Here is a 13,278-nt window from a genome sequence, read left to right on the forward strand (position 1 = left end):
TTTTCTTGAATAATGAGTTCTACAATGCTATTATCTTAGGCATGGCTAATAAAGCTATCCCAGACTGGGTTTTAAAGAACGGGGATTCGGTTAAATCTATTCTTGAGCGGTTTAGGAAAAAGAGAATTCTTATTATCGGTGATTTGATTTTAGATCAGTTTATCTGGGGTGATGTCTCGCGTATCTCGCCTGAGGCTCCGGTGCCTGTTGTCTGGGTAAAGAGAGAGTCTTATATGCCCGGAGGAGCTTGTAATGTTGCCCATAATCTATCTGAGCTGGGTTCTAAGGTATCTGTTGTGGGTATAGTTGGTGATGATGCCAATGGAGGTATACTTTTGTCGGAGCTCAATAATATAGGAATAGATACAGCTAAAATTATCAGAGATTCCTCACGTCCCACAACACATAAGGTGAGGGTTATTGCTCACTCTCAGCAGGTTGTCAGGATAGATAGAGAGAACCCTGAGGCTGTGAGCAGAAAATCAATCAACTCTATTTTGGATATGCTAGAGGAAGAGGTTAAGGAGGCAGACGCAGTCATTATAGAAGATTATGGTAAGGGACTAATAACCTCTCAGCTTGTAAAAAGAGTAGTTGAGTTAGGCAAGAAGTTTAAAAAAGTTATAACAGTTGATCCCAAGAAAGAGCATTTTAAATACTATAAAGGTATCACTGCGATCACTCCCAACAGAGCAGAAGCAGAAGAGGCTGTTGGTTTTAAGATAGAAGACGAGGAGAGTCTTAAGAGAGCAGGCGGTAAATTGATAAAAAAATTGAATGCTAAGTCAGCCCTGATTACATTGGGAGATAAAGGAATCTATCTCTTTGAGAGTAGAAAAAGACCGCTGCATATTCCTACTATGGCTCGCCAGGTCTATGATGTCTCTGGTGCAGGAGATACTGTGATTGCAGTCTTTACTCTTACAGTTGCCTCTGGTGCAAGTTTGGCTCAGGCGGCATATATCGCTAATCAAGCAGCAGGGATAGTTGTAGGCAAGATAGGAACAGCAACGGTGAGCAAGAGAGAGCTCTGGGGAGAGATAAGGAAGTGGAAGTAGCAGCTGTTATACCCGCACATCTTGATTCAAAGCGGCTCTATAGGAAAGTCTTAAGAAAGATAAAAGGTAAGAGTTTAATTGAGCATGTATATTATCGTGTTAAAGAATCCAAATATATTGAGAAGGTCTATGTTGCCTCATCGGATAGAGAGATAATAGATGAGGTAGTCTCTTTTGGGGGAGAATTTATAAAGACAACCAAAATTCACAACTGCGGAACTTCGAGGGTCTCAGAGGCGTCTTCCTCTCTGGATGCAGCTGTTATTATAAATGTTCAGGCCGATGAACCTTTAATATCTCATGAGTTGCTTGATGAGATGGCAAGATATATGACGGATAACAGAGATATAGAGATATTGACTCCGGTTAGAAAGATTACAGAGTTTGATGAGATTGATAATAAGAACGTTGTTAAGGTTGTGTTTAATAAAGATAATAAAGCATTGTACTTCTCTCGTTTACCTATACCTCATGGCGGAGAGGAGTATTATAAGCATATAGGCAGCTACTGTTTTAGGAAGAGTTTTCTGCTCTCTTATTCTGAGCTAGAAGAGAGCAGTATTGATAAAGCTGAGAAATTAGAACAGTTGAGATTTTTGTATAATGGTTATAGAATAGCTGTATTTGTTACAGAGCATGAGACTATTGGTGTTGATACAGAAGAAGATTTAAGAAGAGTAGAGGAGATATTGGGTTGAAAAAAATAGGTTTTGATAATGATAAATATCTGGATCAGCAGAGCAAAGAGATTTTAAGCCGGATAGAGAATTACGGTAATAAGCTCTATTTAGAGTTTGGAGGGAAATTACTCTACGACTATCATGCTGCCAGAGTTCTGCCCGGTTATGACCCTAATGTTAAGATAAGGTTACTCCAGAAACTGAAAGAGAAAGCAGAGATCATACTCTGTATATATGCGGGTCATATTGAGCAGAGAAAGATAAGGGCAGATTTTGGTTTTACCTATGATGTTGATGTCTTAAAGATAATAGATGATTTAAAAGGATGGGGTCTTAATGTGTCGGGTGTTGTTATTACGCGCTATAAAGAGCAGCCTGCGGCAAAGATCTTTAAGAATAAGCTTCAGAGAAGAGGTGTTTCCGTCTACACGCATAGTTATACAGAGGGTTATCCTAATAATATTAATCTTATCGTAAGCGATAAAGGTTACGGTGTGAATCCTTATATTGAGACTAAAAAACCACTTGTTATTGTTACGGCTCCCGGTCCAGGTAGCGGTAAGTTAGCGACTTGTCTATCTCAGCTTTACCATGAATATAAAAGAGGTATTCAGGCGGGTTATGCAAAGTTTGAGACTTTTCCTATTTGGAATATACCGCTTGAACATCCTGTAAATGTTGCTTATGAGGCCGCAACAGCAGATATAGGGGATTATAATTTAATAGACCCTTTTCACCTTAAAGTTTACGGGAAAGAGGTTGTCAATTACAATAGAGATGTTGAGACTTTTCCTATTGTAGAGAGAATTTTAGAGAAGATAACCGGGAAGAGTTCAATATATAGATCACCAACTGATATGGGTGTTAATAGATGCGGTTTTGGGATTACGGATAATGAGGTTGCGAGTAAAGCAGCATCACAGGAGATAATTAGAAGGTATTTTAGATATAGATGTGAGTATATGCTCGGCTTAGTCGACAGAGATACTGTAATTAGAGTAGAGAAGCTTATGGAGAAGGTCGGAGTCAAAGAGGAGGACAGGAGTGTGGTCTCTGCTGCAAGAGCTGCGGCAGCTGGAGCTGAAGAGACAGGCAAGGGACATAAAGGTGTTTTCTGCGGTGCGGCAATTCAATTGCCGAGTGGTGATATAGTTACAGGTAAGAACTCACCGCTTATGCATGCAGCTTCCAGCGTTGTTTTAAATGCAGCGAAGACACTTACCTCTATGCCTGATAATATTCACCTTCTATCTCCTAATATAATAGATTCTATCAAGAGCTTCAAAAAGGATGTTATGGATGTAAAGTCTGCCAATCTTAATCTTGAAGAGACTTTAATCGCCTTAAGTATTTCTACGGCAACTAATCCTGCAGCACAGTCTGCTATGGAGAGCTTGAATAAATTAAAAGGTGCTGAGATTCATATGACGTATATGCCTACAGCCGGAGATGAGTCAGGGTTGAGGACTCTCTCTTTGAATTTAACAAGCGACCCTAATTTTTCACCCCACAATGTCTATCTGGCTTAAGATATGAAAAAGAGAACTATAAAGATAACTGATTTTAACGTAGGCGAAGGATCTGATTTATTATTTATTCTTGGGCCCTGCGTTATTAAAGACTATGCTTCGCTATTTGAGAATGCAAAACAGATAAAATCTATAGCTGAGAGTGAACAGATAAGCTTCATATTTAAGGCAAGTTATGACAAAGCTAACAGAACATCATTAGACTCTTTTCGCGGAGTGGGTTTAAAGGAGGGTCTCTCAATACTCTCTGAGATTAAAAAAACTCTTGGTATTCTCATAACCTCTGATATCCATTCACCTTATGAAGCTGAAGAGGCAGCCTCAGTGCTGGACTTGATTCAGATTCCTGCATTGCTCTGTCGTCAGACCGATATTATAGTCGAAGCCGCAAAGACAGGAAAACCTGTAAATATAAAGAAAGGTCAGTTCATGGCCCCCTGGGATGTTTTAAAGGCGGTTGATAAGGTTTATCAGCAAGGTAATAAGAATGTTATTGTAACAGAGCGGGGAAGTTGTTTTGGTTACAACTATCTCATAAATGATTTTAAAGCAATTCCCCGAATGCAGAAAGATGATCTCATAGTTATCTTTGATGCAACCCATAGCGTTCAGCTTCCTTCAAAGGGAGTCAGGAGCGGCGGAGAGCAGGAATATGTTTCCTATCTCAGCCGGGCAGCAGCAGCGGTTGGAGTAGACGGATTCTTTTTGGAAGTACATGAGAATCCCGAAGAAGCCCTATCGGATGCTTCTTCTATGATAGATTTTAAACAGCTCCAGGAGATAATAAGAGTGGTTAAAAAGATAAAGGGTGCGGCAGATGGATAGAGATAGAGTCTTAAAAAGAGTAAAAGATATTTTAAAGATTGAGACTGAAGCAATTCAAAATTTAAACGTAGGAAATGAATATATAGAAGCAGCCCAGATGTTATTAGATTGTAAAGGAAGGGTTGTAGTCACAGGCATGGGTAAGCCCGGTATTATTGCTCAAAAGATTTCTGCAACTATGTCTTCGACAGGTACGCCGAGTCTCTGCCTTCACCCTGCAGAGGCAGTCCATGGGGATTTAGGCAGGGTTACAGCCGAAGATGTTGTAATAGCCCTTTCAAATAGCGGAGAGACGGATGAGATAAAGAATCTTTTACCTGTTATTAAACGCATTGGCGCAAAACTTATTGCAATAACAGGTAATCTTAAATCTACTTTAGCCCAGATGAGCGATGTAGTTATAGGTGCTAAAGTAGATAGAGAGGCTTGCCCTTTTAATCTTGCTCCTACTGCCAGTACGACAGCTATGCTTGCTATCGGAGATGTTTTAGCTATTACACTTCTGGAATTGAAAGGTTTTGATCAGGACGATTATGCGCTCTACCACCCGGCAGGTATCTTAGGTAAAAAACTGTTGCTTAAAGTCGAAGATATTATGAGAAAAGGTAATAACCACCCTATTGTTAAAATTGACGCTTCTGTAAAAGATGTTTTAATTGAGATTACTAAGTCCCATGCCGGTTCAGCCACGATTGTAGATTTGGGGGGTAAATTGAAAGGTATATTTACTGACGGAGACCTAAGGCGTTGGTTAGGTAAAAAGGGTGATATTTTAAACAGAGAGGTTGGTTCTATTATGAGCGAGAACCCAAAAAGGATTAAACTGGGAAATTTAGCTGTTGAAGCAGGTAAGATTATGCAAGAGTTTAGAATAGATGAACTTGTTGTTATAGACAGAGATAATCGCCCGGTCGGGCTTATCGATATTCAAGATTTATTAAAGGCGGGGTTAGTCTAAATTATGATTGATGAAAACGTAAAACAAAAATTAAAAGATGTTAAACTTTTAATATTAGATGCAGATGGTGTTTTAACAGATGGAAAGATTTATTATGGCAGTTATGGTGATGAGATTAAGGCTTTTGATGTTAAAGATGGTCTGGGTTTAAGCCTCTGGAAGAGGGCTGGAAAGATATCCTGTATATTGACTGCAAAAAAGTCACCGCTCTTAAAGAGAAGAGCGAAAGATGTTAAGATTTTTAAAGTCTATCAGAATGTGTATAGAAAAATAGATATTTATAAGAAGTTAAAAAAGAAGTTTAAATTAACCGATTCAAATATCTGTTATATTGGAGATGATCTTATAGATATAAGAGTTTTAAAGAAGGCTGGATTTGCGGCAACTGTTCCAAGTGCGCCCTCTGAGGTTAAAGAAGCTTCAAACTATATTACAGAGAATCCCGGAGGTTCTGGAGCTGTAAGAGAGATTGTAGAGCTCGTTCTTAAAGAGCAAGGCTTATGGGATAACCTGGTTCAAGATTTGATCAGTGATTAACAGAGAAGATTGGCATATCCATAGCATCTATTCCGGTGATTCAAAGACTTCTCCTATTAAGATTGTAGATACTTCTATAAAGAGAGGCTTGAAGAAGATATGTGTGCTTGATCATAATACAATAAGAGGCGGTCTAGAAGCTAGGGAGCATGCTCGGGGTAAAGATATAGAGATTTTAGTTGGAGCTGAGATTAAAACAGACAAAGGAGAGATTGCAGGTGTAGGGCTTGAGAGAGAGATAGAGTCCAGGGAGCTTTTCTCTGTGATTAAAGAGATAAAATCTCAGGGTGCTAAGATCTTAATACCCCATCCCTATGGAGGCATAAGGTACACAAAGAGAGATTATAGCTTGGAAGAGGTTGGGCCCTTTGCAGACTATATAGAGGTTTTTAATGGAAGGAGTTTCTTTAATTTTTATCAGAAGAGAATTTTAGGTTTTGCAAAGAGATTCGATATAATACCTATTCGTGGAAGTGATGCCCATTTTGCATTTGAGATAGGCAATCTTAGCATAAGGTCAATTTATAAAGGAATAGTAGGGTTTTTTACAACGGGATTTTTCAATGTGATCTTTGCAAATAGAAAAAGATTAAAAAGAAAATGAAAGCTGTAATAATTTTCTATTCTTTTACAGGGAATACGAGAAAGGTTGCTTTTGCTATAAAAGATTTTTTAATTCAACAGAGCATAGAAGTCGAGTCTTTAGAACTTAAGCCAGAAGTAGAGAGCAAGAGTTTTATCAAGCAGGCTTCCCAGTCTTTATTTGCTATGAAAGTTAAACTGTCTGGGGAAGATATGCCGGATCTATCTATCTACGACTATATCTTTTTAGGTACTCCGGTCTGGGCTTTTGCTCCTGCTCCTGCTCTAAGGAGTTTTATCCAAGATTGTGAGACATTGAGAGGTAAAAAGATCTGCCTTTTTGCAACTTATGGAAGTGGATTGGGTAAGAAAAAGTGTCTGGATAAAATGGAGAGTCTATTATCTAAAAAAGCCAAATCTATTGTAATGAGATTTACGATCTCTGATAAAAAAGTGGATAATAATGAGTATCTGCTGGATGTTCTATCTAGTAATATTAAATTATGAAGGTAGCAATACTTGCAGGCGGTAGCGGAACCAGGCTCTGGCCTCTGTCACGTCCGAGTTATCCTAAGCAGTTTCTCAGAATAAACTCAGAATATTCATTTTTTCAAAATACAATCCTAAGGTGTTTGAATAACGTAAAAATTCAAGATTTAATAATTTCAGCCCACAGGAATTATAAGTTTCATGTTTTATCTGATATCATGAAGATTTCATCTAAAGGTCAAGGGTTACCGCACTTAATATTTGAACCCCAAAGCAGAAATACTTTTTCGGCGCTTCTTGGTATTTTAAACTACTCTTTAAATGAGTTGAAGCTTAGGGAAGATGAAGTTATTGCAATATTGCCATCAGACCATCTTATCTCGCCAGCTGATAAGTTCTATGGTTTTTTAGAACTTGCTCAAAAACATGCTCAGGATGATAAGATAGTGATATTTGGTATAAAACCCAGCAACAATAGCAGCGGTTATGGTTATATAAAGACTGAAGGTGAGAATGAAGATATCTTGGCAGTTAAGAGTTTTATTGAAAAGCCTGACAGCGATAAGGTTAAGGCTTTGATAGCGGAGGGGAGCTGTTTCTGGAACTCTGGTATGTTCTGCTTTAAGATAGCTACGATTGTCGCAGAGATCAAAAAACATATGCCTGATGTAGCCAGGTTTTTAGAGCTCAGTTGGAGCAATTTTATAAATAAGTTTAGTGAGCTCCCTAATATATCGATAGATAATGCGATAATGGAGAAGACAGGTAGTGCAGCTTTGATCCCGCTTAATGGTATAAGCTGGAGCGATATCGGCTCTTTCGGAGCCCTTTATGATGTTATGGATAAGGATGAGTCTAGAAATGTATTATTAGGAGATGTAGTGGCCGAAGATACCGAAGGCTCCTTTTTGATAAGTGAAAAGAGGCTTATATCTGCTATAGGCCTTAAAGATATGCTTGTAATTGAAACTGAAGATGCTGTTCTGATTGCTCCAAAATCAGAGTCTCAGAAGGTTAAAAATATTGTCCAGAGATTAAAAGAGAAGAAAAGGAGTGAGGCTTCTGAGCATAAGACTCACTATAGGCCTTGGGGCAGCTTTAGTATATTAGAGGAAGGAGAGAGTTATAAGATAAAGCATGTGACTGTAAATCCCAAAGAGAGCCTAAGTCTGCAACTCCATGACAATAGAAGCGAACACTGGGTTGTAGTCAAAGGCAGGGCAAGGGTGGTAATAGGAGATAAAGAGAAGGTTATAGAGAAGAATGAATCTATATACGTTCCCAAAAAGACAAAGCATAGGCTGAAAAACCCGGAAAACGAAATTTTAGAGATAATAGAGGTTCAAAACGGAACTTATCTTGGAGAAGATGATATTGTAAGGTTTGATGATAAGTATAAGGATTTAAGGTAGTCTATTTAAGAAGAAACTCGATTAACTTTGTTGCCAGAAACTTCCTGAAGGTATCTTTCTTGTCTCCCTTGATGCTAGTTATAAGAATACCATGATGGTACTCTTTCTCTTTCTTTTTCATCTTCCAGACAACTTTGCCCTGAATAGGAATCAAGATAGGCTCTTCGTCATCTATGGCGAGTTTCATTTTGATAATAGAATTCTCTTTAAGCGGCATCGGAGTTATAAGACAGATGCCTCTTATCGATATATCCCTTGTCCGGACATTCTTTATCTTTCTAGGGTCTGTTACTTCTACTGAGTACTCTATAGGCATTCTGCCGTATTTTCTTCTATTGTTCTTTACTTTCATCATAGTTAAATTATAACACAATATGTTCTCTTTTCCAAAAATTATTGCCCGGATTAATATATAAAACTCAGTTTACGCAGCAGTTTTAAAATAGTATAATTACTTTATATTATGCAGGATAATAATACTTCAGACCAGATAGTGAATGAAATTAAGAGCCTTAAGAGGCAGATTGATGAATTTAAAAAGCTGCAGAGAGAGTGGAAGAGAGCTGAAGAGAATTTAAAAACGAGTGAAGAGAACTACAAAAAGCGTACTCAATCTATATATGATGTTGTCTATGAGATAGATTTAGGCGGTATCTTTACCTTCATTAGTAATTCTATTGAAAGATACGGTTATAAACCCAACAATTTAGTAGGAAAACATTTTAAATCTTTAATCCATCCTCAAGATATAGAAAAAGTAAGCCGAGAGGTAGTTCTACCTCATTATTTAGGCAAAGTTACAGGTGATGATAAGTCTCCTAAGCTATTTGATGAGCGTAGGACAGGAGATAGGATGACTAAATATTTAGAAATCAGAATTACTCCTAAAGATGCCCAAGGCGACAAAAATTATAGAATAGTTGAATTGCATGCAGCCGGGAAGTGGGGCGCAAATGAGAAGGGAGAGAGTAAATTCGTGGGCAGCATTGGAATAATAAGAGATATTACCGAGCGCAAAAAAGCAGAAAAAGAACTCAAGTCTACTTATAGCCGCGCAGAGCATCTTTACAAAGAGTTAGAAGAAGAGAATAAAAAACTGGATGAGTTAAGTGAATTGAAATCTGGATTTGTTGCTAACGCGTCTCATGAGATAAGAGCGCCGCTTGCTATTATCAAAGAGTCTGTAAGTCTATTTCTTGATCACATGTCGAAAGACTTAGCTGAGGAACAGAAGAGTATATTATCTATGACCAAAGTTAATATAGATAGGCTTGCCAAGATGGTAAACTCTTTGCTGGATGCATCTAAGATAGAGGCGGGTAAACTCGAGATAGATAAAGAAGAAATAAATATAAAAGAGATTATTTTGGATGTTGTAGTTGAGATGGGGTATCTTACAGATAAAAGAGGTATTGCTATTATCGAAAAATTGCCTCAAGAAGATCTCTATGCTTTCTGCGATAAAGAAAAGATAAGAAGAGTGCTTACCAACCTGGTATCTAACGCTCTTAAGTTTACCGACTCAGGGGGTAGTATTAAGGTTGAATGCAGCAAGAACAGTGAGGAGGTAAGAATATCTGTCTCAGATACAGGCTGCGGGATAGCCCAAGAGGATATATCGAAACTATTTGATAAATATAGCCAGTTCGGGAAGAAGAAAGATAAGGATATCAAAGGTACAGGTTTAGGCCTCTCAATAGTTAAAGGGATAGTCCAGATGCATGGGGGTAAGGTATGGGTTGAGAGTAAGCCGGGTGAGGGTAGTAGATTCTGTTTTACCCTGCCTAGGTTAACAAAGGAGGCTATTCTTAAGGATATTTTAAGTAAAGAGATATCTGTTACAAAAACCAGGAAGAGTTGTTTCTCTGTTTTATCTATTAGTTTTGACGATAATGATCAAGACAGGTCTTTGATACAAAAATTAAAAGAAGCAATTGATGATACATTACGCAGAAAGAATGATATTGTTTATGAACTTAATAATAAAATTATAGTAATATTACCAGATACTGATAAACGTAATGCTTTTACGGTTTTAGCCAGAATAAAAGAAAACTTAAACAAGCTTGTTTCCGGTAAAAATTTTAATATAAAAGATGCCGTTGTTATCTATCCTGGTGAAGCAAATAGCGTGGATGAAATTTTGAATAAGCTGAAAAAAATCTTATGAAAATAAGAGATAAAATAAGTTTATACTTTTTGGCAATAGTTTCAGTATTTGTGATTATTGCATCCTCTATTTTCTATAACACTGCCAAAGAGAATCTAAAGAGAGCAATATTTGAACATTTAAAAACAACTGCCATCTCAAGAGCGCACCATATAGAGACATTTCTTGAAGAACGTGAACAGGCTGTTAGGCTAACAGCAGAAGAAAATATTTTTAAAGAATTTTCAGGAGCTATTGCTGTGTATCTTAAAGCAGAAGAATTATTTAAAATTACATTAGACAGGACAGGCTTAGGTGAGACAGGAGAGATATACCTGGTAAACAAAGATAAATATATGATCAGCCCTTCTATCTTTCAAGAGCGTTTAATAAGATGACAGAGGATTTAAAGAAAACAACTATATCAGCGAAGAGATTAAATGAAGAGATTGCCGAACGTAAGAAGATGGAAGTAAACCTACAGCAGGCAACAGAAGAATGGGAAAGGACTTTTAATGCTATTTCAGATTTAGTTTTTATTCAAGATAAAGATTTTATTATTACGAAAGTTAACAAAGCTTTTGTCGATGTGCTTAAGATGAAGCCTGAAGATATTATAGGTAAAAAATGTTATCAGATATTTCATCATAGAGATACGCCTTGGTCGGGATGTCTTTTCAAAAAGACTCAAGAGAGTAAAGCCGTCCATACTGAAGAAGTGGATGACTTCATAACAGGTATTCCTCTTTCAGTGACCATTTCCCCGGTCTTTGATGAGAGCGGTAATGTGATAGCCAGCGTCCATATTGCGAGAGATATTTCAGAATGTAAGCAGGCAGAACGAATCAAAGACGAATTTATCAGTACAGTCTCTCATGAGCTGCGCACTCCGCTTTCAATAATCAAGGAAGGGGTAAGTCTTGTGCTGGATCAGATTCCGGGTAAAATAAATAAAGAGCAGGACGACATTCTTAAAACTGCAAAAGAGAATATTAATAGACTTGCAAAGATTATAAATGGTCTTTTGGATATATCAAAGATAGAGGCTAAAAAAGTCGAATTAGAAAAAAAAGAGGTAGAGATTTCAGTATTATTAAGTAAAATATCCAGTATATTTAAAAACTCTGCGCGTGAACGTGAAATTAATTTAGAAGTAAAGAGTTTTCAAGAAGATGTCAAACTTTATATAGATGAAGATAAGATAATTCAGGTATTTACAAATCTTATAGATAATGCTTTAAAATTTACGGAGAAAGGTAAGGTAGAGATAGCTATTTATGATATCGGTAAAGATGTTGAGTGTAGTGTTTCCGATACAGGTAGAGGTATATCAAAAGAAGACCTTCCAAAATTATTTGATAAATTTCAACAGTTCGGTAGAACCCCTGGTCCTGGTGCTAAAGGAACAGGTCTTGGGCTCTCTATATCTAAAGGTATAGTTGAGATACATGGAGGCCGGGTCTGGGTTGAGAGTAAGCTGGGTAAAGGTACTAAATTCATTTTTACTTTACCGAAAATAGCCGTTAAATAGGAGGTGGTTTTATGAACAAGATTCTTATTATTGAAGATGAACCCGAGCAAATTAAATTAATATCTATAAGGCTTAAAGCTAATGGTTATGATATTATATCCGCATCTACAGCTCAAGAAGGATTGAGAATTGCAGAAGAAGAGAAGCCAGATTTAATACTTTTAGATATTCTTCTCCCGGATATGAGCGGTTTAGAAGTTGCAGAGAGTCTAAAATCAGATATTACAACAAAAGATATCCCTATAATAGCTATTACTGCAGTTGGTACTCTTGATATTGAAGAGCAATGCAAGGAGGCTGGAATATCTGGTTTTTTGCGTAAGCCTTATGAATCTCAAGATTTAATAGATAAAATTAAAAAACAATTGGAGGCATAGAATATGGCTAAGAAGATATTGATAGTAGATGATGAGCCTGATGTAATAAAGGTGCTTGGGATGAGGCTTAAGGCAAACAATTATGAAGTTATATCGGCTCAAGACGGAATTCAGGCTGTCTCTATAGCACATAGAGAGAAACCGGATCTAATAATTCTTGATATAAAGATGCCTGCTCAGGATGGTTATGCTGTCTATGAGAATTTGAGGATGGCTGTCAGTACTAATCTGATACCGATAATATTTTTAACAGCTCTTCCGCCTGAAGAAGTCGAAAAGAGAGTCCAGGAGTTAGACGCAGACGGGTATATATCCAAGCCTTTTGATACAGAGAATATTTTAAATAAAATAAAAGAGTTAATACCAGATTAAACTCAGGAGGTTAAGATGAAGATACTTATAGCTGATGATGAGAAGGATTTAGTATTTCTGCTTAAGATGCGCCTTGAATCGGTAGGATTTGAGATAGCAACAGCTTATGATGGTATTGAAGCACTGCAGAAAGCTCACAGCGAGAGTCCGGATTTAATCATATTGGATATTATGATGCCTGCAGGGGACGGTTTTAGGATATGTGAGAAGCTTAAGTCGGAAGAAGATACATCATCTATTCCGGTTATATTTCTTACAGCAAAGACCCTTGATAAAGATGAGAGAAAAGGTTTAAGTATAGGTGCAGAGTATTATTTTAAAAAGCCTTTTGAGGCGGAAGATTTGATTGAGACTATAAATAAAGTTTTAAAGAAACCCCAGCAGCTTAGAGAAGAGATTAAGCACTCAAAAGTCTGGAAACTATTTTTAATTACAGATAATATAGATGTATTACAATTGCTTGAGCCAAAACTAAAAGAGGAGAATTTTCAATATCAGATTGCTCAAAAGAGAGAAGATATTTTAAGTAAATTAAATCTTTTTGATCCCCAGCTGATAGTATTTGATGTTTATGCAAAGAGCATAGATGCTCTAAGGTTTTTAGAAGAAATGAAAGATGAAGAAAGTATTAAGAAGGCACCTTTTGTCTTGCTTGCAGCGCCTGGAGATAAGGGCAGGTTAGAAGATTATAAAAATATTGTTCAGATTATAGATATAGTTGAAAACCCTTATGATATCTTAGAGCTTATAGCTGTTATTAAAGCCCATTTTAAATAAAA

General features: G+C 37.1%; 16 protein-coding genes. 15 read left to right on the forward strand and 1 reads right to left on the reverse strand.

What is annotated here, in order from left to right; genetic code table 11:
- The first annotated feature begins 41 nt into the window (after positions 1–41).
- Genes rfaE1 through P9L98_00225 form a run of 9 tightly spaced genes read left to right on the forward strand, consistent with a single transcriptional unit; the run spans position 42 to position 8,070 of the window.
- Entirely contained in the window at positions 42–1,058 is a 1,017-nt protein-coding gene (rfaE1, locus tag P9L98_00185) for a D-glycero-beta-D-manno-heptose-7-phosphate kinase (protein ID MDP8215732.1), read from the forward strand.
- Entirely contained in the window at positions 1,049–1,756 is a 708-nt protein-coding gene (kdsB, locus tag P9L98_00190) for a 3-deoxy-manno-octulosonate cytidylyltransferase (GenBank protein ID MDP8215733.1), read from the forward strand. The genes rfaE1 and kdsB overlap by 10 nt, the downstream gene beginning before the upstream one ends.
- Positions 1,753–3,267 carry a DUF1846 domain-containing protein gene (locus tag P9L98_00195; GenBank protein MDP8215734.1) on the forward strand — a complete coding sequence of 505 codons (1,515 nt, stop codon included), beginning with the start codon at positions 1,753–1,755 and terminating at the stop codon, positions 3,265–3,267. The genes kdsB and P9L98_00195 overlap by 4 nt, the downstream gene beginning before the upstream one ends.
- Positions 3,268–3,270: 3 nt before the next feature.
- Entirely contained in the window at positions 3,271–4,092 is an 822-nt protein-coding gene (gene kdsA / locus P9L98_00200) for a 3-deoxy-8-phosphooctulonate synthase (GenBank protein ID MDP8215735.1), read from the forward strand.
- Positions 4,085–5,050 (forward strand): KpsF/GutQ family sugar-phosphate isomerase, encoded by a 966-nt coding sequence (locus P9L98_00205; protein ID MDP8215736.1) that lies wholly within the window; start codon positions 4,085–4,087, stop codon positions 5,048–5,050. Before kdsA ends, P9L98_00205 begins: the two co-directional genes overlap by 8 nt.
- 3 nt (positions 5,051–5,053) lie before the next feature.
- Positions 5,054–5,587, forward strand: a complete 534-nt coding sequence (locus tag P9L98_00210; GenBank protein MDP8215737.1) for an HAD-IIIA family hydrolase — start codon at positions 5,054–5,056, stop codon at positions 5,585–5,587.
- Positions 5,580–6,191, forward strand: coding sequence for a PHP domain-containing protein (locus tag P9L98_00215; protein ID MDP8215738.1), 612 nt, complete (start codon positions 5,580–5,582; stop codon positions 6,189–6,191). The genes P9L98_00210 and P9L98_00215 overlap by 8 nt, the downstream gene beginning before the upstream one ends.
- Positions 6,188–6,676, forward strand: a complete 489-nt coding sequence (locus tag P9L98_00220; protein ID MDP8215739.1) for a hypothetical protein — start codon at positions 6,188–6,190, stop codon at positions 6,674–6,676. The genes P9L98_00215 and P9L98_00220 overlap by 4 nt, the downstream gene beginning before the upstream one ends.
- Positions 6,673–8,070, forward strand: a complete 1,398-nt coding sequence (locus tag P9L98_00225) for a mannose-1-phosphate guanylyltransferase/mannose-6-phosphate isomerase (GenBank protein MDP8215740.1) — start codon at positions 6,673–6,675, stop codon at positions 8,068–8,070. The genes P9L98_00220 and P9L98_00225 overlap by 4 nt, the downstream gene beginning before the upstream one ends.
- 1 nt (position 8,071) lies before the next feature.
- Here the strand turns inward: P9L98_00225 and P9L98_00230 are convergent, their stop codons facing one another.
- Positions 8,072–8,425, reverse strand: a complete 354-nt coding sequence (locus P9L98_00230; GenBank protein ID MDP8215741.1) for a PilZ domain-containing protein — start codon at positions 8,423–8,425, stop codon at positions 8,072–8,074.
- A gap of 108 nt (positions 8,426–8,533) precedes the next feature.
- Here P9L98_00230 and P9L98_00235 point away from each other — a divergent pair, with 108 nt between their 5' ends.
- Genes P9L98_00235 through P9L98_00260 form a run of 6 tightly spaced genes read left to right on the forward strand, consistent with a single transcriptional unit; the run spans position 8,534 to position 13,276 of the window.
- Positions 8,534–10,240 carry an ATP-binding protein gene (locus tag P9L98_00235; GenBank protein ID MDP8215742.1) on the forward strand — a complete coding sequence of 569 codons (1,707 nt, stop codon included), beginning with the start codon at positions 8,534–8,536 and terminating at the stop codon, positions 10,238–10,240.
- The gene (locus tag P9L98_00240) at positions 10,237–10,617 is read left to right on the forward strand and encodes a hypothetical protein (GenBank protein ID MDP8215743.1); all 381 of its coding nucleotides are present in this window, start codon (positions 10,237–10,239) and stop codon (positions 10,615–10,617) included. Before P9L98_00235 ends, P9L98_00240 begins: the two co-directional genes overlap by 4 nt.
- Positions 10,614–11,750, forward strand: coding sequence for a PAS domain-containing sensor histidine kinase (locus P9L98_00245; protein MDP8215744.1), 1,137 nt, complete (start codon positions 10,614–10,616; stop codon positions 11,748–11,750). The genes P9L98_00240 and P9L98_00245 overlap by 4 nt, the downstream gene beginning before the upstream one ends.
- 11 nt (positions 11,751–11,761) lie before the next feature.
- Complete coding sequence (locus P9L98_00250) at positions 11,762–12,127, forward strand: response regulator (protein MDP8215745.1); 366 nt, start codon at positions 11,762–11,764, stop codon at positions 12,125–12,127.
- Between the two features lie 3 nt (positions 12,128–12,130).
- On the forward strand, positions 12,131–12,499 hold the full coding sequence (locus tag P9L98_00255) for a response regulator (GenBank protein MDP8215746.1): 369 nt from the start codon (positions 12,131–12,133) through the stop codon (positions 12,497–12,499).
- Between the two features lie 15 nt (positions 12,500–12,514).
- A complete protein-coding gene (locus P9L98_00260; protein MDP8215747.1) occupies positions 12,515–13,276 on the forward strand; it encodes a response regulator in 762 nt (253 codons plus the stop codon).
- Positions 13,277–13,278: the final 2 nt, after the last annotated feature.

The organism is Candidatus Kaelpia imicola (assembly GCA_030765505.1).
GTDB lineage: Bacteria > Omnitrophota > Gorgyraeia > Kaelpiales > Kaelpiaceae > Kaelpia > Kaelpia imicola.

Excerpts from the sequence above, each read along its gene's own strand:
- rfaE1 (MDP8215732.1), top strand. The coding sequence starts at position 42 with ATGGCTAATAAAGCTATCCCAGACTGGGTTTTAAAGAACGGGGATTCG.
- kdsA (MDP8215735.1), top strand. The coding sequence starts at position 3,271 with ATGAAAAAGAGAACTATAAAGATAACTGATTTTAACGTAGGCGAAGGA.
- P9L98_00205 (MDP8215736.1), top strand. The coding sequence starts at position 4,085 with ATGGATAGAGATAGAGTCTTAAAAAGAGTAAAAGATATTTTAAAGATT.
- P9L98_00210 (MDP8215737.1), top strand. The coding sequence starts at position 5,054 with ATGATTGATGAAAACGTAAAACAAAAATTAAAAGATGTTAAACTTTTA.
- P9L98_00220 (MDP8215739.1), top strand. The coding sequence starts at position 6,188 with ATGAAAGCTGTAATAATTTTCTATTCTTTTACAGGGAATACGAGAAAG.
- P9L98_00225 (MDP8215740.1), top strand. The coding sequence starts at position 6,673 with ATGAAGGTAGCAATACTTGCAGGCGGTAGCGGAACCAGGCTCTGGCCT.
- P9L98_00230 (MDP8215741.1), bottom strand. The coding sequence starts at position 8,425 with ATGATGAAAGTAAAGAACAATAGAAGAAAATACGGCAGAATGCCTATA.
- P9L98_00235 (MDP8215742.1), top strand. The coding sequence starts at position 8,534 with ATGCAGGATAATAATACTTCAGACCAGATAGTGAATGAAATTAAGAGC.
- P9L98_00240 (MDP8215743.1), top strand. The coding sequence starts at position 10,237 with ATGAAAATAAGAGATAAAATAAGTTTATACTTTTTGGCAATAGTTTCA.
- P9L98_00245 (MDP8215744.1), top strand. The coding sequence starts at position 10,614 with ATGACAGAGGATTTAAAGAAAACAACTATATCAGCGAAGAGATTAAAT.
- P9L98_00250 (MDP8215745.1), top strand. The coding sequence starts at position 11,762 with ATGAACAAGATTCTTATTATTGAAGATGAACCCGAGCAAATTAAATTA.
- P9L98_00255 (MDP8215746.1), top strand. The coding sequence starts at position 12,131 with ATGGCTAAGAAGATATTGATAGTAGATGATGAGCCTGATGTAATAAAG.
- P9L98_00260 (MDP8215747.1), top strand. The coding sequence starts at position 12,515 with ATGAAGATACTTATAGCTGATGATGAGAAGGATTTAGTATTTCTGCTT.